This is a genomic window from Streptomyces sp. NPDC052687, from assembly GCF_040678395.1.
Lineage (GTDB): Bacteria > Actinomycetota > Actinomycetes > Streptomycetales > Streptomycetaceae > Streptomyces.
The window spans coordinates 119,613-144,944 of the sequence record NZ_JBFATR010000006.1 but is presented as its reverse complement, the minus strand read 5'-3'; the positions used below and the strand labels follow the sequence as shown (position 1 = coordinate 144,944).

At 71.9% G+C, this 25,332-nt stretch carries 27 protein-coding genes and 1 riboswitch; of the genes, 24 read left to right on the top strand and 3 right to left on the bottom strand.

Features of this window, described 5'->3' with window-relative positions; genetic code table 11:
• Positions 1–96 precede the first annotated feature (96 nt).
• From rimM to AB0K92_RS09280, 14 genes are all read left to right on the top strand, one after another.
• Positions 97–735 carry a ribosome maturation factor RimM gene (gene rimM / locus AB0K92_RS09345; protein ID WP_365920956.1) on the top strand — a complete coding sequence of 213 codons (639 nt, stop codon included), beginning with the start codon at positions 97–99 and terminating at the stop codon, positions 733–735.
• Positions 735–1,568 (top strand): tRNA (guanosine(37)-N1)-methyltransferase TrmD, encoded by an 834-nt coding sequence (gene trmD / locus AB0K92_RS09340; protein ID WP_365920954.1) that lies wholly within the window; start codon positions 735–737, stop codon positions 1,566–1,568. The genes rimM and trmD overlap by 1 nt, the downstream gene beginning before the upstream one ends.
• 134 nt (positions 1,569–1,702) lie before the next feature.
• Positions 1,703–2,053: a 50S ribosomal protein L19 gene (gene rplS, locus AB0K92_RS09335; protein ID WP_166002513.1), complete on the top strand. Its 351-nt coding sequence runs from the start codon at positions 1,703–1,705 to the stop codon at positions 2,051–2,053.
• A gap of 60 nt (positions 2,054–2,113) precedes the next feature.
• Positions 2,114–2,893, top strand: a complete 780-nt coding sequence (gene lepB, locus AB0K92_RS09330; RefSeq protein WP_365920951.1) for a signal peptidase I — start codon at positions 2,114–2,116, stop codon at positions 2,891–2,893.
• Positions 2,886–4,025, top strand: coding sequence for a signal peptidase I (gene lepB, locus AB0K92_RS09325; RefSeq protein WP_365920949.1), 1,140 nt, complete (start codon positions 2,886–2,888; stop codon positions 4,023–4,025). Before lepB (AB0K92_RS09330) ends, lepB (AB0K92_RS09325) begins: the two co-directional genes overlap by 8 nt.
• On the top strand, positions 3,913–4,905 hold the full coding sequence (gene lepB / locus AB0K92_RS09320) for a signal peptidase I (protein WP_365920947.1): 993 nt from the start codon (positions 3,913–3,915) through the stop codon (positions 4,903–4,905). The genes lepB (AB0K92_RS09325) and lepB (AB0K92_RS09320) overlap by 113 nt, the downstream gene beginning before the upstream one ends.
• 101 nt (positions 4,906–5,006) lie before the next feature.
• Positions 5,007–5,789, top strand: a complete 783-nt coding sequence (lepB, locus tag AB0K92_RS09315) for a signal peptidase I (RefSeq protein ID WP_365920945.1) — start codon at positions 5,007–5,009, stop codon at positions 5,787–5,789.
• 49 nt (positions 5,790–5,838) lie between these two features.
• On the top strand, positions 5,839–6,315 hold the full coding sequence (locus AB0K92_RS09310) for an NUDIX hydrolase (protein ID WP_365921042.1): 477 nt from the start codon (positions 5,839–5,841) through the stop codon (positions 6,313–6,315).
• A gap of 56 nt (positions 6,316–6,371) precedes the next feature.
• Complete coding sequence (locus AB0K92_RS09305; protein ID WP_003965949.1) at positions 6,372–6,680, top strand: DUF2469 domain-containing protein; 309 nt, start codon at positions 6,372–6,374, stop codon at positions 6,678–6,680.
• Between the two features lie 77 nt (positions 6,681–6,757).
• A complete protein-coding gene (locus tag AB0K92_RS09300; protein WP_365920943.1) occupies positions 6,758–7,159 on the top strand; it encodes a YraN family protein in 402 nt (133 codons plus the stop codon).
• Positions 7,160–8,785, top strand: a complete 1,626-nt coding sequence (locus AB0K92_RS09295) for a YifB family Mg chelatase-like AAA ATPase (RefSeq protein WP_365920941.1) — start codon at positions 7,160–7,162, stop codon at positions 8,783–8,785.
• Positions 8,782–9,933: a DNA-processing protein DprA gene (dprA, locus tag AB0K92_RS09290; RefSeq protein WP_365920939.1), complete on the top strand. Its 1,152-nt coding sequence runs from the start codon at positions 8,782–8,784 to the stop codon at positions 9,931–9,933. Before AB0K92_RS09295 ends, dprA begins: the two co-directional genes overlap by 4 nt.
• Positions 9,934–10,203: 270 nt before the next feature.
• Positions 10,204–11,046: an RNA polymerase sigma factor WhiG gene (whiG, locus tag AB0K92_RS09285; RefSeq protein WP_365920937.1), complete on the top strand. Its 843-nt coding sequence runs from the start codon at positions 10,204–10,206 to the stop codon at positions 11,044–11,046.
• 79 nt (positions 11,047–11,125) lie between these two features.
• On the top strand, positions 11,126–11,680 hold the full coding sequence (locus AB0K92_RS09280) for a helix-turn-helix domain-containing protein (RefSeq protein WP_365921040.1): 555 nt from the start codon (positions 11,126–11,128) through the stop codon (positions 11,678–11,680).
• 298 nt (positions 11,681–11,978) lie between these two features.
• Here the strand turns inward: AB0K92_RS09280 and AB0K92_RS09275 are convergent, their stop codons facing one another.
• Positions 11,979–12,542, bottom strand: coding sequence for a M23 family metallopeptidase (locus AB0K92_RS09275; RefSeq protein WP_365920935.1), 564 nt, complete (start codon positions 12,540–12,542; stop codon positions 11,979–11,981).
• A gap of 281 nt (positions 12,543–12,823) precedes the next feature.
• On the opposite strand from AB0K92_RS09275, the gene rpsB reads away from it, so the two are divergent.
• From rpsB to AB0K92_RS09225, 10 genes are all read left to right on the top strand, one after another.
• Positions 12,824–13,702: a 30S ribosomal protein S2 gene (rpsB, locus tag AB0K92_RS09270; RefSeq protein ID WP_166002524.1), complete on the top strand. Its 879-nt coding sequence runs from the start codon at positions 12,824–12,826 to the stop codon at positions 13,700–13,702.
• 153 nt (positions 13,703–13,855) lie between these two features.
• Positions 13,856–14,692, top strand: a complete 837-nt coding sequence (tsf, locus tag AB0K92_RS09265) for a translation elongation factor Ts (RefSeq protein ID WP_365920933.1) — start codon at positions 13,856–13,858, stop codon at positions 14,690–14,692.
• A 192-nt stretch (positions 14,693–14,884) separates the two neighbouring features.
• Positions 14,885–15,643 (top strand): UMP kinase, encoded by a 759-nt coding sequence (gene pyrH, locus AB0K92_RS09260; RefSeq protein WP_365920931.1) that lies wholly within the window; start codon positions 14,885–14,887, stop codon positions 15,641–15,643.
• Positions 15,644–15,787: 144 nt separating this feature from the next.
• Positions 15,788–16,345, top strand: coding sequence for a ribosome recycling factor (gene frr / locus AB0K92_RS09255; RefSeq protein WP_043506945.1), 558 nt, complete (start codon positions 15,788–15,790; stop codon positions 16,343–16,345).
• Positions 16,345–17,487 carry a phosphatidate cytidylyltransferase gene (locus AB0K92_RS09250; RefSeq protein WP_365920929.1) on the top strand — a complete coding sequence of 381 codons (1,143 nt, stop codon included), beginning with the start codon at positions 16,345–16,347 and terminating at the stop codon, positions 17,485–17,487. Before frr ends, AB0K92_RS09250 begins: the two co-directional genes overlap by 1 nt.
• Positions 17,488–17,638: 151 nt before the next feature.
• Positions 17,639–18,745, top strand: coding sequence for a 23S rRNA (adenine(2503)-C(2))-methyltransferase RlmN (gene rlmN, locus AB0K92_RS09245; protein ID WP_166002542.1), 1,107 nt, complete (start codon positions 17,639–17,641; stop codon positions 18,743–18,745).
• Between the two features lie 24 nt (positions 18,746–18,769).
• Positions 18,770–18,876: riboswitch (TPP riboswitch) on the top strand.
• Positions 18,877–18,965: 89 nt separating this feature from the next.
• On the top strand, positions 18,966–20,090 hold the full coding sequence (locus AB0K92_RS09240; RefSeq protein WP_365920926.1) for a thiamine ABC transporter substrate-binding protein: 1,125 nt from the start codon (positions 18,966–18,968) through the stop codon (positions 20,088–20,090).
• A gap of 47 nt (positions 20,091–20,137) precedes the next feature.
• The gene (locus tag AB0K92_RS09235; protein ID WP_365920924.1) at positions 20,138–21,739 is read left to right on the top strand and encodes an iron ABC transporter permease; all 1,602 of its coding nucleotides are present in this window, start codon (positions 20,138–20,140) and stop codon (positions 21,737–21,739) included.
• Positions 21,739–22,758 carry an ABC transporter ATP-binding protein gene (locus tag AB0K92_RS09230; RefSeq protein ID WP_365920922.1) on the top strand — a complete coding sequence of 340 codons (1,020 nt, stop codon included), beginning with the start codon at positions 21,739–21,741 and terminating at the stop codon, positions 22,756–22,758. The genes AB0K92_RS09235 and AB0K92_RS09230 overlap by 1 nt, the downstream gene beginning before the upstream one ends.
• A 25-nt stretch (positions 22,759–22,783) precedes the next feature.
• Positions 22,784–23,584, top strand: a complete 801-nt coding sequence (locus AB0K92_RS09225) for a maleylpyruvate isomerase family mycothiol-dependent enzyme (protein ID WP_365920920.1) — start codon at positions 22,784–22,786, stop codon at positions 23,582–23,584.
• Between the two features lie 130 nt (positions 23,585–23,714).
• Here AB0K92_RS09225 and AB0K92_RS09220 read toward each other — a convergent pair whose 3' ends face one another.
• The gene (locus AB0K92_RS09220; RefSeq protein WP_365921038.1) at positions 23,715–24,398 is read right to left on the bottom strand and encodes an LAETG motif-containing sortase-dependent surface protein; all 684 of its coding nucleotides are present in this window, start codon (positions 24,396–24,398) and stop codon (positions 23,715–23,717) included.
• A 409-nt stretch (positions 24,399–24,807) separates the two neighbouring features.
• Positions 24,808–25,215 carry a VOC family protein gene (locus tag AB0K92_RS09215; RefSeq protein ID WP_166002547.1) on the bottom strand — a complete coding sequence of 136 codons (408 nt, stop codon included), beginning with the start codon at positions 25,213–25,215 and terminating at the stop codon, positions 24,808–24,810.
• Positions 25,216–25,332 lie beyond the last annotated feature (117 nt).

Here is a 25,332-nt window from a genome sequence, read left to right as displayed (position 1 = left end):
ACTGGGCCCTCCCCGGCCCGCAGTCGTGTCGAGCCGTCCGGTTCCGCACCGGGAGCCGTCCCGGCTCGCAGTCGTTCCGACAGGAGAGCAAGCACAGTGCAGCTGGTAGTCGCACGGATCGGCCGCGCCCACGGCGTCAAGGGCGAGGTCACCGTGGAGGTCCGCACCGACGAGCCGGAACTGCGGCTCGCCCCCGGCGCCGTACTCACCACCGACCCCGCCTCCGCGGGGCCCCTGACCATCGCGACCGGCCGTGTCCACAGCGGCCGTCTCCTCCTGCGCTTCGAGGGCGTCCACGACCGCAACGCCGCCGAGGCGCTGCGCAACACCCTCCTGATCGCCGACGTCGACCCCGACGAGCTGCCCGAGGGCGAGGACGAGTACTACGACCACCAGCTGATCGACCTCGACGTGGTCACCGAGGACGGGGTGGAGGTCGGCCGGATCACCGAGATCTCGCACCTGCCCACGCAGGACCTGTTCATCGTCGAGCGGCCCGACGGCACCGAGGTGATGATCCCGTTCGTCGAGGAGATCGTCACCGGCATCGACCTGGAGGAGCAGCGGGCCGTCATCGACCCACCGCCCGGGCTGATCGACGACCGCGCGGTGATCGCCTCCAGCCGGGACGAGGCCGGTGAGACCGGCGAGTCCGGTGAGACCGGCGAGGCTGATGAGGCGGGCGAGTCGGGCGAGTCCGGCGAGTCCCGGGCGTCCGGCGGGGGCGAGGCGTGATGCGGCTCGACGTCGTCACGATCTTCCCCGAGTACCTGGAACCGCTCAACGTCTCCCTCGTCGGCAAGGCCCGCGCGCGCGGACAGCTGAACGTGCACGTCCACGACCTGCGGACCTGGACCTACGACCGGCACAACACCGTGGACGACACGCCGTACGGCGGCGGCCCGGGCATGGTCATGAAGACCGAGCCGTGGGGCGACGCCCTGGACACCGTCCTCGCCGACGGCTACGAGACCGGCGCCCACGGCCCCGCGCTCATCGTCCCCACCCCCAGCGGCCGGCCCTTCACCCAGGAGCTGGCCGTGGAGCTGTCCGAGCGGCCCTGGCTGATCTTCACGCCGGCCCGCTACGAGGGCATCGACCGGCGGGTCGTGGACGAGTACGCCACCCGGATACAGGTCTACGAGATCTCCATCGGCGACTACGTCCTGGCCGGCGGCGAAGCGGCCGTACTCGTCGTCACGGAGGCCGTGGCCCGTCTGCTTCCCGGTGTCCTCGGCAACGCCGAGTCCCACCGCGACGACTCCTTCGCGCCCGGCGCCATGGCCAACCTCCTGGAGGGCCCCGTCTACACCAAGCCGCCCGAGTGGCGCGGCCGCGGGATCCCCGAGGTGCTGCTCAGCGGACACCACGGCAGGATCGCCCGCTGGCGCCGCGACGAGGCACTGCGGCGCACCACCCTCAACCGGCCGGACCTCATCGAGCGCTGCGACCCCAAGGCCTTCGACAAGAAGGACCGCGAGATGCTCTCCATCCTGGGCTGGGCGCCCGACCCGGAGGGGGAGCCGTACGGCCGATTTTGGCGCAGGACCGAGGGCGTGGAAGAATAGACCGCTGTTGTGCGCCGTCCGGCGTGCGCCCCTGCCACAGGGGGACACGACGCCCGCCCCGACCCGCACAGCGCTCATCCAGAACCTCTAGTTGCCGTTGATGACCTGTGGCATCAGCGAAGAAAGCAGACGAAATGTCTCACCTGCTCGACTCCGTCGACGCCGCGTCGCTGCGCAGCGACATCCCGGCCTTCCGCCCGGGTGACACCGTGAACGTCCACGTCCGCGTCATCGAGGGCAACCGCTCTCGTGTGCAGCAGTTCAAGGGCGTGGTCATCCGTCGCCAGGGCTCCGGCGTGCGCGAGACCTTCACGGTCCGCAAGGTCTCCTTCTCCGTCGGCGTCGAGCGCACCTTCCCGGTGCACACCCCGATCGTGGAGAAGATCGAGCTCGTCACCCGCGGTGACGTCCGCCGCGCCAAGCTGTACTACCTGCGCGAGCTGCGCGGCAAGGCGGCGAAGATCAAGGAGAAGCGCGAGAACTGAGCGCTTCCCGGGGTTCGCCCCGGCGGGGTCCACAGCGGAGCCGGATAGCATCTGGGCCCGATGGACACCGAAGCACAGCCGACGGAGCGCGACCGCTCCTCCGGACCCCCGCAGCGGGGCACGGAGGGCCGGTCGCGTTTCGCGTTGGTGCAGCGGATCGCCGATTGGCTCCCGGGCGGGCGGATCACCCTCACCGCTCTGGCCTGCCTGGTCTTCCTGCTGCTCCTCAACACGTTCGTGGCGCAGCCGTTCCAGATCCCCAGCGGATCCATGGAGCCCGGATTGAGGATCGGCGACCGCGTTCTCGTAAACAAGGTGGCGTACCGTTTCGGAGCCGAGCCGCGGCGGGGCGACGTCGTCGTGTTCGACGGCACCGGATACTTCGGGGACGCCGACTACATCAAACGCGTCGTGGGCGTAGGGGGAGACCACGTGGTCTGCTGCGACAAGGAGGGGAGGCTCCGGGTGAACGGCCGGTCCGTCGACGAGACGGCGTTCCTGCACGCCGGCGACCGCGCGTCCTCCGTGCCCTTCGACGTCGTCGTGCCCGCCGGCAGGCTCTTCGTCCTCGGCGACCACCGCAGCGCCTCCAGCGACTCCCGCGACCACCTCGGCTCACCCGGCGGCGGCATGATCCCCGTGGAGGACGTGATCGGCCGCGCCGACTGGATCGTCTGGCCCGCCGGCCGTCTCACGCGACTGGAACGCCCCGAGGTGTACGGGCGGGTGCCCGGCGCGCCGGACGCTTCGTCCGGGGCGTCCGGGGCGGCGTTCGGGGTTACCGAGGCCTCCGGAGCACCCGGGTCTTCCGGGGTTTCCGCCGGCGGTGGCCATGGGTAGCCGTGGCAAACCGCGCGGGGCGCCGAGCAGCCCCGCCGAGGACCTGCTGCCCACCGGCACCCGGCGCGCCTCCGCGCCGTCCGGCGGACGCACCCGCGCGGAGCGGCGCAAGCTCCAGCGCAAGGTCAAGCGGCGGCGGCGCCGGTCGGCCATCAAGGAGATACCGCTTCTCATCGGGGTCGCCGTCCTCATAGCCCTGGTCCTGAAGACGTTCCTGGTCCAGGCGTTCGTCATCCCGTCGGGCTCCATGGAGCAGACGATCCAGATCGGCGACCGGGTGCTGGTCGACAAGCTCACCCCGTGGTTCGGCGCCAAGCCGGAGCGCGGGGACGTCGTCGTGTTCAAGGACCCGGGAGGCTGGCTCAACGACGAGCAGCCCACCCAGAAGAAGGACGACCCCGTCGTCGTCAAGCAGGTCAAGGAAGGACTCACCTTCATCGGCCTGCTGCCGTCCGACAACGAGAAAGACCTGATCAAGCGGGTCATCGGGGTCGGCGGCGACCGCGTCAAGTGCTGCGACGCGCAAGGCCGGGTCACCGTGAACGATGTGCCGCTCGACGAGGGCGACTACCTGTTCCCCGGCAACGCCCCCTCCCTCACCGAGTTCGACGTCACGGTGCCCGAGGGCCGGCTGTGGGTCATGGGCGACCACCGCGCGGACTCCGCCGACTCCCGCTCCCACCAGGACACCGACTACGGCGGCACCGTCTCCGAGGACCAGGTGGTGGGGCGGGCCATCGTCATCGCCTGGCCGTTCAACCACTGGACCACGCTCGACGAACCGGAAACCTTCGCTTCCGTGGCCGACCCGGCGTCCGGGTCGGCCACAGCCGCCCACGCGTCGCATAGGGTTGCCTCCGATGCTCCGGGCGTGCCGGCTCCGAGACCTCTGGATCCCGGCGCGTCGGAGCCGAACGCAATGACCCACCTCCCGAGCCCTGCGGAACTCCCGCTCGTTATGGGAGTGGTGGGCCTGCGCCGTCCCTGGGGCAGGCAGCGGCACAGAGTAAGGAGTAGGCGTGGGGGATGTGGCGGTTGGCGCACGGTCCGGACACGACGGCGAGGAGCACCGCGGACACCCCGTGGACCCGGCCGGACCGGCCGCGGACAGCGCCGTGACCTCCGGGAGTGACACGACGACGGCCGAGGACGGCACGGTGAGCGACGAACAGCAGCAGACGGGCGAGCGGGACGCGGAGGGCTCCGGTTCCCCGCCCGCGAGGAAACAGCGCTCCTTCTGGAAGGAGCTGCCGATCCTGATCGGCATCGCCCTCGTGCTCGCCCTGCTGATCAAGACGTTCCTGGTCCAGGCGTTCTCGATCCCCTCCGACTCCATGCAGGACACCCTGCAGCGGGGCGACCGGGTGCTGGTCGACAAGCTCACCCCCTGGTTCGGCTCGGAGCCGGAGCGCGGCGAGGTGATCGTCTTCCACGACCCCGGCAACTGGCTGGCGGGCGAGATCCCGCCGGAGCCCAACGCCTTCCAGACGTTCCTCTCGTGGATCGGCCTGATGCCGTCCGCCGAGGAGAAGGACCTGATCAAGCGGGTCATCGGCGTGGGCGGCGACACGGTCGAGTGCAAGGGCACCGGCCCGGTGAAGGTCAACGGCAAGGCGCTGAACGAGCCGTACATCTACCCGGGCAGCACGCCGTGCAGCGTGGACGACACGGGCGGCCAGTTCAAGGTGACGGTCCCCGAGGGCTACCTCTGGGTCATGGGCGACAACCGGCAGAACTCGCGCGACTCCCGCTACAACCGCGCGGAGAAGTACCGCGGCTTGGTCCCGGTGGACGAGGTCGTCGGGCGGGCCATCGTCAAGGCCTGGCCGATCACCCGCTGGGGCACCCTGCCGGTCCCGGACACCTTCGACCAGCCCGGTCTGAACGACAAGGCGTCGGCCGCGCCGGCCGAGTCCGCGCTGACGAGCGCGCCGCACGTGCTCGCGCTGGCCGGTGTGGTGCCGGTGGCGCTGTGGCGCCGTAAGCGGTTCACCGTCTCCGGCACCCGCTGAGGCGGGCCGGCCGCCGCGGCCGACGGCACCGGGCGTCGGCCCGGTCCGTCCCGGCGGAGAGAGGGCTGACGGGTCCGGTACCGCCGGGTAGGGTGCGGCCCATGGCTGGCGAGAGCACGACCCGTACGGCCCCGCGCGGCGGGGGCACAGACAACGGCCCGGCGGGCGGCCGGACCGGACAGCGACTGTCCGGCCTGGCTGTCGCGCTGGGCCTCGTGCTGTTCCTGGCCGCCTTCGGCTGGGGAGCGGTGGTCTACCGGCCGTACACCGTGCCGACCACCTCGATGGCCCCCACGATCGGCGCGGGCGACCGGGTGCTCGCCCAGCGCGTCGACGGCGCGGACGTACGCCGTGGCGACGTCGTCGTCTTCAAGGACGCCACCTGGGGCAACGCGCCCATGCTCAAGCGCGTGGTCGCCGTCGGCGGGGACACCGTCGCCTGCTGCCAGGACGGCCGGCTGACGGTCAACGGCAAGCGCATCGAGGAGCCGTACCTGTCCGACGGGCAGGCCGCGTCCGCGAATTTCCCGACGGTCACCGTGCCCAAGGGGCGGCTCTTCCTGCTCGGTGACGAGCGGCACGGCTCACTGGACTCCACCGCCCACCTCACCGACGCCGCGAGCGGCACCGTGGCCCGCGACGCGGTTTCCGCGCGGGTCGACGCCGTCGTCTGGCCCATGGACGGCATGCTGCCGCGCCCGACCGGTTTCGAGGCGGTGGGCGGCACCCTGTCCGAGCCGGGGCCGCTGCGGACGATCACGGTGCTGATCGTCGTGGGCGCGGTCCTGGTGCTCGGCGGCGCCGCGTACGGGCCGCTCGCCCAGCGCGCGGCCCGCGGCCGGGCGTCCGCGCAGGCCGGGACGGGGGCCGCCGGTGCCCGCTGAGGCGAGGGGCGCGAGCGACGCCGGTGCGCACCCGGTCCTGGAGGGCGAGGTGCGCAAGGTGGCGCGCGTGGTGCTGCTGGACCCGCGGGACCGCATCCTGCTGCTGCACGGCCACGAACCGGGCGACCCGGCCGACGACTGGTGGTTCACTCCGGGCGGCGGCGTCGAGGGCGACGAGACCCGTGAGGAGGCCGCCCTGAGGGAACTCGCGGAGGAGACGGGCATCACGGACGTCGAGCTCGGCCCGGTCCTGTGGCGGCGGATGTGCTCCTTCCCGTTCGCCGGGCGCCGCTGGAACCAGGACGAGTGGTACTACCTGGCCCGTACGACCCAGACGGCGACGGAGGCCGTGGGGCTGACCGAGCTGGAACGGCGCAGTGTCGTCGGAGCGCGCTGGTGGACGTGTCGGGAACTGAGCCGGGCACATGAGACGGTGTATCCGACCAGACTCGCCGGGCTGCTGCGCCGGCTGCTCGACGAAGGTCCCCCCGCCCGTCCGGAGATCCTCGACACCGAAATCGTCTAGGGGCTCGCGGGACTGGCGCACAATGGGGGGATCGCACGGCTGAAGGGGAACATGCCATGAGCGCCGAGGACCTCGAGAAGTACGAGACCGAGATGGAGCTCAAGCTCTATCGGGAGTACCGCGATGTCGTCGGTCTGTTCAAGTACGTGATCGAGACCGAGCGGCGTTTCTACCTGACCAACGACTACGAGATGCAGGTGCACTCGGTCCAGGGTGAGGTGTTCTTCGAGGTGTCGATGGCGGATGCCTGGGTCTGGGACATGTACCGGCCGGCTCGCTTCGTGAAGCAGGTCAGGGTGTTGACGTTCAAGGACGTGAACATCGAGGAGCTGAACAAGAGCGATCTGGAGCTGCCCGGCGGGTGAACATCACCCGTGTGGGTGAGGCCTTTTTCCACAACCGCCGAGTTGTGCACCAAGATCCACTTTGCGGCGGCTGATGCGTGACGGTTGGCGCCGGAGGTGGTGCCGACATGAACACCCGACTGGCACAGAGCGCACTCGGCAGGTACGGCGAGGAGCTGGCCGCGCGGCGGCTGGCCGAGGCCGGCATGACGGTCCTGGAACGCAACTGGCGCGGGGGCCGGACCGGTGAGATCGACATCGTGGCGCGCGACGGCGACGTCCTGGTCGTCTGCGAGGTCAAGACCCGCAGGGCGGGCCGGTTCCAGCACCCGATGGCCGCGATCACCCCGGCCAAGGCGGGCCGGCTGCGTCGGCTCGCGGAACGCTGGACGCAGGAACACGGCGGAGCACCGCCCGGCGGGGTCCGCATCGACCTCGTGGGCGTCGTCCTGCCCGACCGGGGCGCGCCCGTCGTCGAGCATGCGCGGGGGGTGGCCTGAGTGGCTTTCGCACGCACCTGCTCCGTGGCCCTCGTCGGAGTCGAGGGTGTCGTCGTCGAGGTCCAGGCCGACCTGGAACCGGGCGTCGCGGCTTTCACCCTGGTGGGGCTGCCCGACAAGAGCCTGACCGAGAGCCGGGACCGGGTCCGGGCGGCGGTGGTCAACTCCGGGGCCGAATGGCCGCAGAAGAAGCTCACGGTCGGGCTCAGCCCGGCCTCCGTGCCCAAGGCCGGCAGCGGGTTCGATCTGGCCGTCGCCTGCGCGGTGCTCGGCGCCGGGGAGCGGATCGACCCGCGGGTCCTCGCGGACATCGTGATGATCGGCGAGCTCGGGCTGGACGGCCGGGTGCGGCCCGTGCGCGGCATCCTGCCCGCCGTCCTCGCCGCGGCCGGCGCCGGGTACGAACAGGTGGTCGTGCCGGAGTGCGCGGCCGCCGAGGCGGCCCTCGTCCCCGGCGTGTCCGTGCTCGGCGTGCGCAGCCTGCGCCAGCTGATCGCCGTCCTGGCGGACGAACCGGTGCCGGAGGAGGAGAAGGACGACGTCGGCCGCCCGGACCCGCTGCTCGCCGGCCTGCGCGTCCCCGGCACCGGCGCCGCGACCGGCATGCACAGCCTGGGCGCCGCCCAGCAGGACCACGGCTACGACCTCGCCGACGTCGTCGGCCAGATCTCGGCCCGTACGGCGGTGGAGGTCGCCGCCGCGGGCGGACACCACCTGTTCCTGGAGGGACCGCCCGGCGCCGGCAAGACCATGCTCGCCGAGCGGCTGCCGGGCATCCTGCCCCCGCTCACCCGCGAGGAGTCGCTGGAGGTGACGGCGGTGCACTCGGTGGCCGGTCTGCTGCCGCCGGACAAACCCCTGGTCGACGTCCCGCCGTACTGCGCCCCGCACCACTCGGCCACCATGCAGGCGCTCGTCGGCGGCGGTCCTCACGTCGCGCGGCCGGGCGCCGTCTCGCTCTCTCATCGTGGAATCCTCTTTCTCGACGAGGCGCCCGAGTTCAGCGGCCAGGCCCTCGACGCGCTGCGCCAGCCCCTGGAGTCCGGGCACGTCGTGATCGCGCGCAGCGCGGGCGTGGTGCGGTTCCCGGCGAAGTTCCTGATGGTGCTCGCCGCCAACCCGTGCCCGTGCGGGCGGTTCTCGGTCACGGGCGATCTGTGCGAGTGCCCGCCGTCCGCGATCCGCCGCTACCAGGCGAGGCTCTCCGGGCCGCTGCTCGACCGGGTCGACCTGCGGGTGGAGGTGGACCGGGTCTCCCGGGCCGAGCTGACCGGCCTCGCCGCCCGCGGCGAGTCCACCGCGACGGTCGCCGACCGGGTGCGCGCGGCGCGGGAACGGGCGGCGGCCCGCCTGGCCGGCACCCCGTGGCGCACCAACAGCGAGGTGCCCGGGCGGGAACTGCGCAGCCGCTGGCACGCGGTGAGCGGCGCCATGGACGAGGCCGAACGCAGCCTCGAACGCGGGGCGCTGACGGCGCGCGGCATCGACCGGGTGCTGCGGGTCGCCTGGACCGTCGCCGACCTGGTCGGCCACGACCGGCCCGACGCCACCGACGTGGCGCTCGCCCTCCAGCTGCGCACGGGCGTCCCGCGCGGGGTGCCGATGGCCATCGGGGCGCTGACATGAGCGGCGACGACTCCGGCCTCCTCGCCCGGGTCTTCCTCACCCGCGTCATCGAGCCGGGCGACGAGACCGCCGGGCGCTGGGTGCGCGAGCTGGGCGTGGTGGAGGTCGCGCGGCGGCTGAAGGGCGCGGGCGGGCCGCTGCCGGGGGTGAGCGGGCGGCGCTGGGAGGGCCTGCGGGCGCGGGCGCGCGGGGCCGACCCCGAGCGGGACCTCGGCACCGCGCGGGCCGCCGGGGTCCGGTTCCTCGCACCGGGCGACGGCGAGTGGCCCCGGCAGCTCGACGACCTCGGCGATGCCCGGCCGCTCGGGCTGTGGGTGCGCGGACAGGCCAGCCTGCGGATGTGGGCGCTGCGGTCCGTGGCCGTCGTCGGCGCGCGAGCCTGCACCGAGTACGGCGCGCACATGGCCGCCGCCCTGGCCGCCGGGCTCGCCGAGCGCGGCTGGGTGGTGGTCTCCGGCGGCGCCTACGGCATCGACGGCGCCGCCCACCGGGGCGTCCTCGGCGCGGGCGGCGCCACCGTCGCCGTGCTGGCCTGCGGGGTCGACCGGCCCTACCCGCCCGGCCACGCCGGGCTGATCGGCAGGATCGCCGAACAGGGGCTCGTCGTCGGCGAGTTGCCGCCCGGCGATCACCCGACCCCGAGCAGATTCGTGCAGCGCAACCGGGTCATCGCCGCCCTCACCCGCGGCACCGTGGTGGTCGAGGCGGCGCACCGCAGCGGCTCGCTCGTCACCGCGCGGGCCGCCCAGCGGCTGGGCCGGCACACCATGGGCGTGCCCGGACCGGCCACCAGCGCCCGGTCGGCGGGGGTGCACGAGCTGCTGCGCGGGAACGCCGTGCTGGTCACCGACGCGGCGGAGGTCGTGGAGCTGGTCGGCGACATGGGCGAGCTGGCCCCGGAGCGGCGCGGCCCGGTGCTGCCGGCGGATCTGCTCGCGCCGGGCGCCCGGCGGGTGCTGGCCGCGCTGCCCGGGCGGGGCACGGCCGGACCGGCCCTGATCGCGCGGGACGCGCAGACCACGGAGGACGACGCCGTCGCGAGGCTGTACGAGCTTCGAGCACTTGGTTACGTCGAACGACACGGCGACGGCTGGAAGTTGACACGCCAGGCGATGATCTCCGTTCGGCGTGCTCGCGGCCCGAGTTGACCGAGCGTGTTCGGCCGTCCGGGGGAAGCCCGACAGCCTTGGGAAATCACCGAGTTGGTGGATTATTGCGATCACTCAGCGCGACGGCCGTGACCCGGTAGGGCGCGCAGCGGAACGTATCTGCGCCCCCTGCGTGCTCCCACGTTCGCGCACCGCGACGCGTCAGTCACGCTACGCTCACGAGGATCCCGACACAGTCCGGCAACTCCACCCCAGAGCGACAGCTCACCCAGGTACCACCCTTCACGGCAGAACGGCACAAGGCGACGAATGCCCCAGCACACCTCCGGGTCCGACCGGGCGGCTTTCTCCCCAGCCGCCCGCGACGGTGGCAGCGTGCGGCCGCCGGCTCCCTCGACGCTCGACGAGCTCTGGCGGTCGTACAAGGCGACGGGTGACGACCGGCTGCGCGAGCAGCTGATTCTGCACTACTCGCCGCTGGTCAAGTACGTGGCGGGACGGGTCAGCGTCGGACTGCCGCCCAACGTGGAGCAGGCCGATTTCGTCTCCTCCGGGGTCTTCGGGCTGATCGACGCGATCGAGAAGTTCGACATCGACCGGGAGATCAAGTTCGAGACGTACGCGATCACCCGGATCCGCGGCGCGATGATCGACGAGCTGCGGGCGCTGGACTGGATCCCGCGCTCGGTACGGCAGAAGGCGCGCAACGTGGAGCGGGCCTACGCGACGCTGGAGGCGCGGCTGCGGCGCACGCCCACCGAGGGCGAGGTCGCCGCCGAGCTGGGCATCGCGGTGGAGGAACTGCACGCCGTGTTCAGCCAGTTGTCGCTGGCGAACGTGGTCGCCCTGGAGGAGCTGCTGCACGTCGGCAGCGAGGGCGGGGACGGGCTCAGCTTCATGGACACGCTGGAGGACACCGCCGCGGACAATCCCGTGGAGGTGGCCGAGGACCGGGAGCTGCGGCGGTTCCTCGCCCGCGCGATCAACACCTTGCCGGAGCGGGAGAAGACCGTGGTCACGCTGTACTACTACGAGGGCCTGACCCTGGCGGAGATCGGGAACGTGCTCGGGGTGACCGAGAGCCGGGTCAGCCAGATCCACACCAAGTCCGTGCTCCAGCTGCGGGCGAAGCTGGCGGCCTTCGGACGCTGAGACGGGTGTGCCGGGTCACTCCCGCCGCGGGTGGCCGGTCCGTAAAGTGAGGGACGTGCCAAGGATTCGAGCGGCCTCCGTGGCCGAGCACCGGTCGATGCAGCGAGCCGCCCTGCTGGACGCGGCTCGGTCCCTGTTGTCCGAGGGCGGGACGGAGGCGCTGACCTTCCCGGCTCTCGCCGAGCGGACGGGGCTGGCGCGGTCGTCCGTGTACGAGTACTTCCGCTCGCGGGCCGCGGTGGTCGAGGAGCTGTGCGAGGCCGACTTCCCCGTGTGGGCGGCGGAGGTCGAGGCGGCGATGGACGCCGCCGAGGGACCGGAGGCCAAGGCCGAGGCGTATGTGCGCCGGCAGCTGGAGCTGGTCGGCGACCGGCGGCACCGGGCCGTGGTCGCCATCTCCGCGAGCGAGCTGGACGCGGGGGCCCGGGAGAAGATCCGCGCCGCGCACGGGGCGCTGGTCGGCATGATCGTGGACGTGCTGCGCGAGATGGGACACGCGCAGCCCCGGCTGGCCGCGATGATGCTCCAGGGCGTCGTCGACGCGGCCGTCCGGCGGATGGAGCTCGGCGCGGAGGAACCGGCCGTCGTGGCGGACGCGGCCGTACGGATGGCGCTGCGGGGCGTCCTGGGCTGAGCGCCCGCCCGCCCTCCCGGCGCCACGGCCCGGCACGGAACCACGCCCCGGCGAGACGCGCCGTACTGCCCACACCCGCCCGTGCCACCCCGGACGGCACGCGTGCCCGCGCCTGCGGTCGAGGCGGCGGCCTGCGGCGCTCGCAGTCGGGTGAGCGTGGGTTTTCTGTGCCTGGTGTCGCGCTGGGGGGGGGGACAGGACCGCAGCCCGTCGGAACGGGGTGCCGTACGCGCCCGTCGCAGCCGCCCAGGGCGGGCGGCACGTGCGCCGCGCCCTCGGTCGGGTCGCGGGACCGCGGCTAGGCCGCCGGCGGCAGGGGGACGCCCAGGACCGGCAGGAGTACCGGAGGGCCCTGGTACAGGAGCCATGGTGGGAGGAGGGTCAGGGGGTCCAGGTACGTCGTGCCGCGGCGCAGGCCCCAGTGCAGGCAGGTGGTGGGGCAGTGCGAGGCGGCCGGCTCCAGGCTGCCCAGGGGCTGGCCCGCCGTGACCTCGTCGCCCTCGCGGACCGAGGCGCGGACCGGCTCGTAGGTCGTCCGCAGGGGCGGGGCGCCCGGGCCCGTCAGGTCGACCGAGACCACGCCCCTGCCCGCCACGCGGCCCGCGAAGGAGACCCGGCCGGGGGCCACGGCCAGGACGGGGGAGTGGGGCGGGGCCGCCAGGTCGACGCCCCGGTGCCCGCGGGCGTACGGCGTCGGCGGGGGATCCCAGGGGCGCAGGACGGCCGGGCGCCCCGGAAGGGGCCAGGACCGGTCCCGGCCCGCGGGGGACGGCTCGTCCGCCGCGGGGGCGGGGCGCGCCGGACCCAGCAGGAACAGCGACAGCAGCGCCGTCACCACGTACACACATCGCTTCGCTCGCATGCCGTCACCGTCGCGCAACCGCGGCGATCACGGCCGGAGCCTGTGGACCACCGCCCGGTTGTGGACAGCGGCGTCACCCGGCGCTCCGCCGGTCCCGTACACTTCTGATGGCGATCCGGGTCACCGGGTCGACTTCGCACGCCCCGACACCGGGAGCCGGCACCGTCCGGAATCTCGGAGTCAGCGCCCCTCGGTCCTTGTGGCAACGGCGCGCTGCGGGCGTCAGGCGCGGAAGCCGTCCGGCATCCGCGGCACAACCGAGAACCAAGGAGAACACGGCCATGGCCGTCGTCACGATGCGGGAGCTGCTGGAGAGCGGCGTCCACTTCGGTCACCAGACCCGTCGTTGGAACCCGAAGATGAAGCGCTTCATCTTCACGGAGCGCAACGGCATCTACATCATCGACCTGCTCCAGTCGCTGTCGTACATCGACCGCGCCTACGAGTTCGTCAAGGAGACCGTCGCCCACGGCGGCACGGTCATGTTCGTCGGCACGAAGAAGCAGGCGCAGGAGGCCATCGCCGAGCAGGCCACCCGCGTCGGCATGCCCTACGTCAACCAGCGCTGGCTGGGCGGCATGCTCACCAACTTCTCGACCGTCTACAAGCGTCTGCAGCGCCTCAAGGAGCTCGAGCAGATCGACTTCGAGGACGTCGCCGCGTCCGGTCTGACCAAGAAGGAGCTTCTCGTGCTCTCGCGCGAGAAGGCCAAGCTGGAGAAGACCCTCGGTGGTATCCGCGAGATGCAGAAGGTGCCCAGCGCCGTCTGGATCGTGGACACCAAGAAGGAGCACATCGCCGTTGGTGAGGCCCGGAAGCTGAACATTCCGGTCGTGGCGATCCTCGACACCAACTGCGACCCCGACGAGGTCGACTACAAGATCCCGGGCAACGACGACGCGATCCGCTCCGTCACCCTGCTCACCCGCGTCATCGCCGACGCCGTCGCCGAGGGCCTGATGGCCCGCTCCGGCGTGGCCGAGGCCGGCAAGGGCGACAAGGCCGCCGGCGAGCCGCTGGCCGAGTGGGAGCGCGACCTGCTCGAGGGCGAGAAGAAGGCGGAGACCGAGGACGCCGCCCCGGCCGCCGCCGAGGCGCCGGCCGCGGAGGCCGCCGAGGCTCCGGCCGAGGCCCCGGCCGCCGAGGGCGAGCAGGCCTGACCGTCAGCGTCAGCCGTTGACGGCGGGAGCGGTGACACCAAGACCGCTCCCGCCGTTCACCCGTAGGTCAGCGCAGCGTCCCCGATCCACACCCTGCGTCGCGGACCGTGCAGACCTCCGATCTTCCAGACTTCGAGAGAGATTCACTGAATCATGGCGAACTACACCGCCGCCGACGTCAAGAAGCTCCGTGAGCTCACCGGCGCCGGCATGATGGACTGCAAGAAGGCGCTGGACGAGGCCGAGGGCAACGTCGAGAAGGCCGTCGAGGCGCTGCGCATCAAGGGCCAGAAGGGCGTCGCCAAGCGCGAGGGCCGCTCCGCCGAGAACGGCGCCGTGGTCTCGATCATCGCCGACGACAACTCCTCCGGCGTCCTCGTCGAGCTGAAGTGCGAGACGGACTTCGTCGCCAAGGGCGAGAAGTTCCAGGCCGTCGCCAACAAGATCGCCGAGCACGTCGCCGCCACTTCCCCGGCCGACCTGGAGGCCCTGCTCGCCTCCGAGATCGAGCCCGGCAAGACCGTCCAGGCGTTCGTGGACGAGGCCAACGCCACCCTCGGCGAGAAGATCGTCCTGGACCGCTTCGCGCAGTACGCGGACGGCTTCGTGACGGCGTACATGCACCGCACGAACCCCGACCTGCCCCCGCAGATCGGTGTGCTCGTCGAGTTCGACAAGCCGAACGCCGAGGTCGCCAAGGGCGTCGCCCAGCACATCGCCGCCTTCGCGCCGAAGTACCTCTCCAAGGACGAGATCCCGGCCGACGTCGTCGAGTCCGAGCGCCGTATCGCCGAGGAGACCACCCGCGCCGAGGGCAAGCCCGAGGCCGCGATCGCCAAGATCGTCGAGGGTCGTCTGAACGGCTTCTTCAAGGACGCGACGCTGCTCGGCCAGCCGTACGCGCTCGACAACAAGAAGTCCGTCCAGAAGGTTCTGGACGAGGCCGGTGTCACCCTGAAGCGCTTCACGCGTATCAAGGTCGGCATCTGAGTCCGTACCGCGACGGGTACTCGGCCCCGACAGGGTCGGGTGCGGTCGTTTGCGTACGCCGCCACGCACACGAGCGTGGCGGGCGACAGCAGATCTGACGAGGAGGCCATTGCCGCGCATGGGTTGCGAACGACACCCCACCGGCAGTGGCCTTCTTCGTATGTGCAACACGTGAAAGAGGCGGGATCCCCCATGACCACCAAGGCCCAGAAGAGCGACGACGGCAAAGTACGCGGCCGGTTTCTGCTGAAGCTGTCCGGAGAGGCCTTCTCCGGTGGCGGGGGCCTGGGCGTCGACCCCGACGTGGTGCACAAGATCGCCCGCGAGATCGCGGCCGTCGTGCGCGACGGAGCGCAGATCGCGGTCGTCATCGGCGGCGGCAACTTCTTCCGCGGCGCCGAACTCCAGCAGCGCGGCATGGACCGCGCCCGCTCGGACTACATGGGCATGCTCGGCACCGTCATGAACTGCCTCGCCCTCCAGGACTTCCTGGAGAAGGAAGGCATCGACAGCCGGGTCCAGACCGCCATCACCATGGGCCAGGTCGCCGAGCCGTACATCCCGCTGCGCGCCGTGCGCCACCTGGAGAAGGGGCGCGTGGTCATCTTCGGCGCCGGTATGGGCATGCCGTACTTCTCCACCGACACCACCGCCGCCCAGCGCGCCCTGGAGATCGACGCCGAGGCGCTGCTCATGGGCAAGAACGGAGTCGACGGGGTCTACGACTCCGACCCGAAGATCAACCCGGACGCCGTGAAGTTCGACGCCCTCGGCTACGGCGAGGTCATCACGCGCGATCTGAAGGTCGCCGACGCCACGGCCATCACGCTGTGCCGTGACAACAAGCTGCCGATCCTCGTCTTCGAGCTTCTGGCCGAGGGCAATATCGCCCGGGCCGTCAAGGGTGAGAAGATCGGCACGCTGGTGGGTGACCAGGGCAGCCGGAACTGACCGGTTGACCCACGGACCCCGGCCGGGGGATGGACAATGTCCTGCCGGTCGGGAACCGTGCAGGAAGAAGACGCGACGCAGCCGGCCGCCGACCACAACACGTCAACCGCAGCCGGGCCTACTCAAGACACGCAGGAGCAAGTGGTGATCGAAGAGACCCTCCTCGAGGCCGAGGAGAAGATGGAGAAGGCCGTCGTGGTCGCCAAGGAGGACTTCGCCGCGATCCGCACCGGCCGTGCGCACCCGGCGATGTTCAACAAGATCGTGGCCGACTACTACGGCGCACCGACGCCGATCAACCAGCTGGCCTCGTTCTCCGTGCCGGAGCCGCGCATGGCCGTGGTGACCCCGTTCGACAAGAGCGCGCTGCGCAACATCGAGCAGGCGATCCGCGACTCCGACCTGGGCGTCAACCCGAGCAACGACGGCAACATCATCCGAGTGGTGTTCCCGGAGCTGACCGAGGAGCGCCGCCGCGAGTACATCAAGGTCGCCAAGGGCAAGGGCGAGGACGCGAAGATCTCGATCCGCTCCGTGCGCCGCAAGGCCAAGGACGCCATCGACAAGCTGATCAAGGACGGCGAGATCGGCGAGGACGAGGGCCGCCGCGCGGAGAAGGAGCTCGACGACACCACCGCCAAGTACGTCGCCCAGGTGGACGAGCTCCTGAAGCACAAGGAAGCCGAACTGCTCGAGGTCTGATGAACGACTCTTCCTGGGGGGCGCCGCAGACCGGGTACTGGGGCCCGCCCGATCAAGGGGCTGCCCAGGGGCATGTCCGGGGACCCGTGCAGGGCGCCGTCCCGGCGGGTCCCGCGTACGATGCGCGTGACGCGCAGCAGACTCGGCCCATGCCCATCGTGTCCGACGTATCCGCGGACGGCGGAAACCAGGATGACGGCCGGGGGGCCGCTCGGCTGAGCGGCCCGCTGTTCCCAGACGAGAGCACGTCGGCGCCCGCCTCCGGCGCGCCGAGGAATCCGGAGCCCATGCACGACGCCCCGCAGCCGGCCCCCGCCCCGCAGAAGAAGAGCGCGGGCCGGGACCTCGGCGCCGCGATAGGGGTCGGCGTCGGACTGGGCGCGGTGATCATCGCGTCGCTGTTCGTCTACAAGGCCGTGTTCGTCGGTGTGATCGCGGTCGCGGTGGTCGTCGGACTGTGGGAGCTGACCAAGCGGCTCGACGAGCGCAAGGGCATCCGCGCGCCGCTGGTGCCGCTCGCGATCGGCGGGGCGGCCATGGTGGTCGCCGGGTACGTCCGGGGCGTCGAGGGCGCGTGGGTGGCGATGGCGCTCACCGCGCTCGCGGTGCTGGTCTGGCGGATGACGGAACCCCCGGAGGGCTACCTCAAGGACGTCACGGCCGGCGTCTTCGCCGCGTTCTACGTCCCGTTCCTTGCGACGTTCGTCGCGATGATGCTGACGGCCGAGGACGGGCCGTGGCGGGTGCTGACGTTCCTGCTGCTGACCGTGGTCAGCGACACCGGGGCGTACGCCGTCGGCTGGCGGTTCGGCAGGCACAAGCTCGCCCCGCGGATCAGCCCCGGCAAGACCCGCGAGGGCCTGCTGGGCGCGGTGACGTTCGCCATGGCCGTGGGCGCGCTGTGCATGCAGTTCCTGGTGGACGGCGGCTCCTGGTGGCAGGGCCTGCTGCTCGGCCTCGCCGTCGCGGCCAGCGCCACCCTGGGCGACCTCGGCGAGTCCATGATCAAGCGGGACCTGGGCATCAAGGACATGGGCACCCTGCTCCCCGGGCACGGCGGCATCATGGACCGCCTCGACTCCCTCCTGCCCACCGCTCCGGTGGTGTGGCTGCTCCTCGTGGCCTTCGTCGGAAGCAGCTGACCGGCCGCCCTCCGGCAGCGCCTTGGCCCCCGCCCCCGGGCGGGGGCTTTCGCACACCCGCGGGTCCGCGGCCCGCGGCTCCGCGCGGCGGAGGGGGCGCCGAGCCGGGCGGCCCGGGTCACCCGATCGGATCTGCGACACTGGTAGGACCATGCCCAAGCCCGGAGAACTCACTTTCGTCGCCCCGCGCGGAGCCAAGAAGCCGCCGCGGCACCTTGCCGATCTCTCGCCCGCGGAGCGGAAGGACGCGGTCGCCGAGATCGGTGAGAAGCCGTTCCGTGCCAAGCAGCTCTCGCAGCACTACTTCGCGCGGTACGCGCACGACCCGGAGCAGTGGACCGACATCCCGGCCGCCTCCCGCGAGAAGCTGCGCGAGGCGCTGTTCCCCGAGCTGATGACCGTCGTACGGCATCTGTCGACGGACGAGGGCACGACCCGCAAGACGCTGTGGCGGCTGTTCGACGGCACGCTCGTGGAGTCGGTGCTGATGCGCTACCCGGACCGGGTGACCATGTGCATCAGCTCGCAGGCCGGGTGCGGCATGAACTGCCCCTTCTGTGCCACCGGGCAGGCGGGGCTCGACCGGAACCTGTCGACCGCCGAGATCGTGCACCAGATCGTGGACGGTATGCGGGCGCTGCGCGACGGCGAGGTGCCCGGGGGGCCCGCGCGGCTGTCGAACATCGTCTTCATGGGGATGGGCGAGCCGCTCGCCAACTACAAGCGGGTCGTCGGCGCCATCCGCGCCCTGACCGATCCCGCCCCCGACGGGCTGGGGCTGTCGCAGCGCGGGATCACCGTGTCGACCGTCGGGCTCGTCCCGGCCATCCACCGGTTCGCCGACGAGGGCTTCAAGTGCCGGCTGGCGATCTCGCTGCACGCCCCCGACGACGAGCTGCGCGACACCCTGGTCCCGGTGAACACCCGGTGGAAGGTGCGCGAGGTGCTGGACGCGGGGTTCGAGTACGCCGAGAAGTCCGGACGCCGGCTGTCCATCGAGTACGCCCTGATCCGGGACATCAACGACCAGGCCTGGCGGGGCGACCGGCTGGGCCGGCTGCTCAAGGGCCGGCCGGTACACGTCAACCTCATCCCGCTGAACCCGACGCCCGGCTCGAAGTGGACCGCCTCGCGGCCCGAGGACGAGAAGGCGTTCGTCGAGGCCATCGCCGCGCACGGGGTGCCGGTGACGATCCGGGACACCCGTGGTCAGGAGATCGACGGGGCGTGTGGTCAGCTCGCCGCCACCGAACGGTAGTCTGACGGGCGTAAGTACATCTGCATATTCCGACAGGGGAGCGCCACAGCGCTGAGAGTGCGGCACCCGGCCGCAGACCCTCCGAACCTGGCCCAGGTCATTCTGGGTAGGGAGATCGGTCACCACTCGAGCTGTTGCGCCCTGCCCGGGAGCCCCGGATTTTCCCCGGAGGCTCCCGGGCGGGGCCGCGTCTCTTCCTGGTCCCTCCAGGAGGAATTCAGTGAGCATCACCAAGAAGGCCACGATCCTGGCCGTCGGGCTCGGCCTGGTCACGCTGTCCGCGTGCGGGTCGTCCGACGGCGACCAGGCGTCCGGCGGCGGTTCCGGATCCAGGACCGTCACGCTCGTCAGCCACAACTCGTGGGCCGTCTCGAAGGACGTCCTCGCCGCCTTCGAGAAGAAGTCCGGCTACAAGGTCAGGGTGCTGGAGGACGGCGACGCCGGGCAGGCCGTCAACAAGGCGATCCTGACCAAGGACAACCCGCAGGGCGACGTCTTCTTCGGCGTCGACAACACCCTGCTCTCCCGCGCCCTCGACAACGGCCTCTTCCAGCCGTACGAGGCGAAGGGCTCCGACCTGATCCGGCCCGAGTACCGCGCCGACGAGGCGGAGCACCGGGTCACGCCCGTCGACACCGGCGACATCTGCGTCAACTACGACAAGGCGTACTTCAGCGAGAAGAAGCTGACCCCGCCGGACTCCTTCGACGACCTGATCAAGCCGGAGTACAAGAACCTGCTGGTCACCGAGAACCCGTCCACCTCCTCGCCGGGCCTCGGCTTCCTGCTCGGCACCGCCGCGAAGTACGGCGATGGGGGCACCTCCCGCTCGAGCGAAGCCGAGAGTGGGGGAGGCTGGCAGGACTACTGGAAGAAGCTCAAGGCCAACGGCGTGAAGGTCGTCGACGGCTGGGAGCAGGCGTACAACGAGGAGTTCTCCGGTTCCGCCGGCGGGAAGAAGGCCGACGCCGACCGGCCGCTCGTCGTGTCGTACGCCTCCTCGCCGCCCGCCGAGGTGATCTACGCCGACCCGAAGCCGAAGACCGCACCGACCGGCGTCGCCGAGGGCACCTGCTTCCGGCAGGTCGAGTACGCCGGGCTGCTGAGCAACGCGCAGAACCCCGAGGGCGGCAAGGCGCTCCTGGACTTCCTGATCGGCAAGGAGTTCCAGGAGGACATGCCGCTGAACATGTTCGTCTACCCGGTGCGGGAGGGCGCGAAGGTGCCCGAGGAGTTCGCGACGTACGGCCCGCAGGCCGAGGACCCCGAGACCATGGACCCGGCGAAGATCGCCGACAACCGTGACGACTGGGTCAAGTCGTGGACCTCGCTCGTACTGAAGTAACCCCCCGCCGGGGCGGCGCGAAGAGCGCGGCGGCGCGGCTCGGGCTCATGGCCCTGCCCGTCGCGTTCTTCGCCGTCTTCTTCGCCTGGCCCGTCGCCGCGATCGTCGCCCGCGGCCTGAACGCCGACGGGTCCTGGCAGCTCGGGCGGCTCGTCGACGTGCCCGCCGACCCCGCCATCCGGCACGTGCTGTGGTTCACCACCTGGCAGGCGCTCGCCTCCACCGCGCTCACCCTGCTGCTCGCGCTGCCCGCCGCGTATGTCTTCGCCCGCCTCGACTTCCCCGGCAAGCAGTTGCTGCGGGCGGTGGTGACCGTGCCGTTCGTGCTGCCCACGGTCGTGGCCGGTACGGCGTTCCTGGCGCTGCTCGGGCGCGGCGGACTGCTGGACGAGCTGTGGGGCGTACGGCTGGACACCACCGTGTGGGCGATCCTGCTCGCGCACGTGTTCTTCAACTACGCGGTCGTCGTCCGCACCGTCGGCGGGCTGTGGGCGCAGCTCGACCCGCGGCAGGAGGAGGCCGCTCGGATGCTCGGCGCGTCCCGGTGGGCGGCCTGGCGGCAGATCACCCTGCCCGCCCTCGCGCCCGCCGTGGCCGCCGCCGCGCTGATGGTGTTCCTGTTCACCTTCACCTCCTTCGGCGTGGTGCAGATCCTCGGCGGGCCCGCGTTCTCCACCCTGGAGGTCGAGATCTACCGGCAGACGTCGGAGATCTTCGACCTGTCCACGGCCGCGGTGCTCACCCTCGTTCAGTTCGCGGCGGTCGGTGCGATCCTCGCCGTGCACGCCTGGACGGTACGGCGGCGGGAGAGCGCGCTGCGGCTGGTGGACGCGGCGGTCACCGCGCGCCGGCCGCGCGGGGCCGGGCAGTGGGCGCTGCTGGCCGGGGTCCTCGTCACCATCGCCCTGCTGCTGGTGCTGCCGCTGGCGGTGCTGGTGCAGCGCTCCCTGGACGCGCCCGGCTTCCTGTACTACGAGGCGCTGACCCGCGCGGACGGCGGCACCTTCCTGGTCCCGCCGATCGAGGCGATCGGCAACTCGCTGCGGTACGCCCTCGCCGCGACCGCCATCGCCGTCGTGATCGGCGGGCTCGCGGCGGCGGCGCTGACCCGGCGCGACGCCGGGCGGTTCGTGCGCGGGTTCGACGCGCTGCTGATGCTGCCGCTCGGCGTGTCCGCCGTCACCGTCGGCTTCGGCTTCCTCATCGCGCTCGACGAGCCGCCGCTGGACCTGCGCGCCTCGTGGATCCTGGTGCCGCTCGCGCAGGCGCTGGTCGGGGTGCCGTTCGTGGTGCGGACCATGCTGCCCGTGCTGCGCGCGGTGGACGTCCGGCTGCGGGAGGCGGCGGCGGTGCTCGGGGCGTCGCCGTGGCGGGTGTGGCGGGAGGTCGACCTGCCGATGGTGCGGCGGGCGCTGCTGGTCGCGGCCGGGTTCGCGTTCGCCGTGTCGCTCGGGGAGTTCGGGGCGACCGTGTTCATCGCGCGCCCCGACAACCCCACGCTGCCGGTCGCCGTGGCGCGGCTGCTGGGACGGCCCGGCGACCTCAACTACGGGCAGGCGATGGCCCTGTCGACGATTCTGATGGTGGTGTGCGCGGTGGCGCTGCTGGTGCTGGAGCGGCTGCGGACCGACCGGACGGGGGAGTTCTGATGCTGCTGCGGGTCGAGGGCGCGACGGTGCGGTTCGGCGGGCGGGCCGTGCTCGACGCGGTCGATCTCGTCGTCGCCGAGCACGAGGTGGTGTGCGTGCTCGGGCCCAGCGGCAGCGGCAAGTCCACGCTGCTGCGGGCGGTGGCCGGGCTGCAGGGCCTGGACGCCGGGCGGGTGGTGCTGGACGGGCGCGACCAGACGGGGGTGCCCGCGCACCGGCGTGAACTCGGGCTGATGTTCCAGGACCATCAGCTGTTCCCGCAGCGGGACGTGGGCGGCAACGTGGCCTTCGGGCTGCGGATGCACGGCGTTCCCCGGCGGCAGCAGGACGAGCGCGTACGGGAGTTGCTGGACCTCGTCGGGCTGCCGGGCGCCGGCCGCCGGGCCGTGGCCGCGCTCTCCGGCGGCGAGCAGCAGCGGGTCGCGCTGGCCCGCGCGCTCGCGCCCCGGCCACGGCTGCTGATGCTGGACGAGCCGCTGGGCCAGCTCGACCGGTCGCTGCGGGAACGGCTGGTGGTGGAACTCCGGGAGCTGTTCGGCCGGCTCGGCACCACCGTGCTCGCGGTCACCCACGACCAGGGCGAGGCGTTCGCGCTCGCCGACCGGGTCGTGGTGATGCGGGACGGGCGGATCGCCCAGTCCGGGACGCCCCTTCAGGTGTGGCAGCGGCCGGCGGACGCGTTCGTGGCCCGCTTCCTCGGCTTCGAGAACGTGGTCGACGCCACCGTCGCCGGACAGGCCGCCGCCACTCCCTGGGGCAAGCTGCCGGTCCCCGAGGGCGCCGCCCAGGGGGCGCGCACCCTGCTCGTCCGGCCCGCCGGGGTGCGCTTGGTGGCCCCCGACGCCGGGCTGCGCTGCGCGGTAGCCGCCCGCACCTTCAAGGGCACCCATGTCGCCGTGCACCTCCAGCCGGAGGACGCCCCGCGCCTGGAGGCGGCGTGCGCGCTGCGGTCGGCGCCGGAGGTCGGGGACGTGGTCGGCGTGGAGTTCGACGTGGCCGAAATCGTGGTGCTCGACTGAGCGAGCCGATCATAGGGTGCGGGTCATGAGCCGACTCGCGCACGACCGCTACTGCGACGAAATAGCGCACCAGCTCGGCCGGTTGAGGTCCGTGGTGACGTCCGGCGCCGATCTCTCCGCGACCGTGCCGACCTGCCCGGACTGGTCGCTGGAACAGCTGGTGCGGCACACCGGCGGGGCGCTGCGCTGGGTGGAGCTGCTGGTGCGCACCCGGGCCGAGAAGGAGATCGGCCTGAGCGAGGTGCCGGGTGGCACCGGGCCCGAGGCGACCGGGGACGCGGCGGCGCTCGACGCCTGGCTGGCGGAGAGCGGCGAGGCGGTCGTCGCCGCGCTGCGGGAGGCCGGTCCGGACGCCGTGGTGTGGGCCTGGTCCGGGATCAACACCGCCGGGTTCTGGGCGCGCCGGATGACCCACGAGATCACCGTGCACCGCGCCGACGCCACGCTCGCCGCCGGGCTGCCCTACGAGGTGGCGCCCGAGGTGGCGGCGGACGCCGTGGACGAGTGGCTGGAGATCGTGCAGTTCGTCCAGCGGGCCCTGCCGGACGACTCGGCGAGCGAGCTGCGCGGCAGGGACCGCCGCACTCTTCACCTCCACGCCACCGACACCGCACCCGAGCTGAACGCCGAGTGGGTGATCGAGCTGACCGAGGACGGGGTCGTCTGGCGGCGCGGCCACGAGAAGGCGACGGTCGCCCTGCGCGGCCCGCTCACCTCGGTGCTGCTCGCCTTCTACCGCCGGCTGCCCCTGGACGCGCCCGGCCTGGAGGTGCGGGGGGAGCGGGAGCTGCTGGAGTTCTGGCTGGAGCGGGCGACGTTCGGCTGACTGCTGACGGTGCCGTCGCTGTCGCCGTCGTGATGCCCGGGTCGGTGCCGCTGCCGGGGGAGGGCTCCGGCACGCCGACGGCCCGCCCCCGAGTCGTATCGAGGGCGGGCCGGTGTGGGGCGCGGTGCGATCAGTGGTTGCTGTTCGCGCCGCGGCGGCGGAGGCCGAAGAAGACGGCGCCGCCGCCGATGGCGACCAGGGCGGCCGCGATGCCGACGATCAGACCGGTGTTGGAGTTGGCGCCGGTCTCGGCGAGGTTGGACTCCCCGGCCGCGGGGGACGGCGCGTTGCTCGCGGTGTCCGCCGGGGCGCTGCTGCCGCTCTCGGGGGCGGACGGGACGGGCGTGGCGGAGTCCTCCGGCGCCGACGGGGTCTCGGAGGCCGACGGGGTGTCGGAGGGGGTTTCCGACGGCGTCGGGGTCGGGGTCGGCGTCGGGGTCGGGCTGTCGTCCGGCTTGCACGGCGTGGACGGCGTGGTCAGGTCCGGCTTGATGTCGTCGTCGACCTGGTTCCCGGCCTTGACGTGGATCCGGTAGGTGGCGTTCGGCCTCCAGTCCTCCTCGAAGGTGATCGTGACGCCTTCGCGGGAGCCCCGGACCTCCTGGGTGCCGACCAGACGCTCGTCGGCGCCGTTGTTCTCCAGGTAGACCGAGACGGTCGCCGGGACACCCGAGGGGTCCTTGTCGGTGACCCTGATGACACCCTTGGTGCCCTCGCACTCGGCGACGGCGGAGAACTCACTGATGTCACAGGCGAGGGCGGTGCCCGCGACGCCGAGCGTCAGGGCGGCCGCGGCGGAGGCGACACCGATCATGCGCACGGAACGTGCAACGTTACGGCGGGTTATGGACACGTTTGTCCTTTACGAGATTCGCACATGCGGGGGGTTGACGAGGGTAGCGAGGTGACACCGGCTCACGGCGCCCGCCCCGGCACCCCCAGGAGTCTCACAGGTTTATAAGCGCTCCATAAGAAGTGTCAATGCATATGCCCCTCGCAGGGGTTGGCTTTGCCCGCTTATTAACCGACGAGACGTTTCAACGCCTCCCGAGCGTCTCGATCCGGTCGGCCGGCGAGGCGGCGCCGGGGATGTCCGCGGTGAGGAGGGCGTTCGTACGGTCCGTCAGGAGGGCGTCCGTACGGCCCGTCAGCTCGCCGGACCGGGGCGGGTGTCGGACGCGCCCGCACCCGCCCGTGCCGGGCGGCCTCCTCCTGCCGGGCCGTCAGCCCTCGATCGCCGCCGGGTCCATCCAGACGACCTCCCAGGTGTGGCCGTCGAGGTCGTCGAAGGAGCGGCCGTACATGAAGCCGAGGTCCTGCGTCTCGCCGGAGGCCGTGCCGCCCGCCGCGATCGCCTTGTCGACCAGCTCGTCGACCTTCTCCCGGCTCTCCGCGCTCAGCGCGATCAGCACCTCGCTGGTCCGGGTGGCGTCGGCGATCTCCTTCTTGGTGAACTGCGCGTACTTCTCCTTGGTGAGCAGCATCGCGACGATCGTGTCGCTGATGACGACGCTGGCCGCGGTCTCGTCGCTGAACTGCGGGTTGATCGAGTAGCCCAGCTCGGTGAAGAACTTCTTCGCGGCGTCCAGGTCGGCGACGGGCAGGTTCACGAAGATCATCTGCTGGTACATCAGGGTCTCTCCCTCGGTTGTCGTCGTTCTCGATGGGGTAGACCGGCGTGCCGCCGCGAACTCATCGGTGCGCGGCGACCCTTTTCGTACGACGTTCCGTACGGCTCCGGCAGGGAT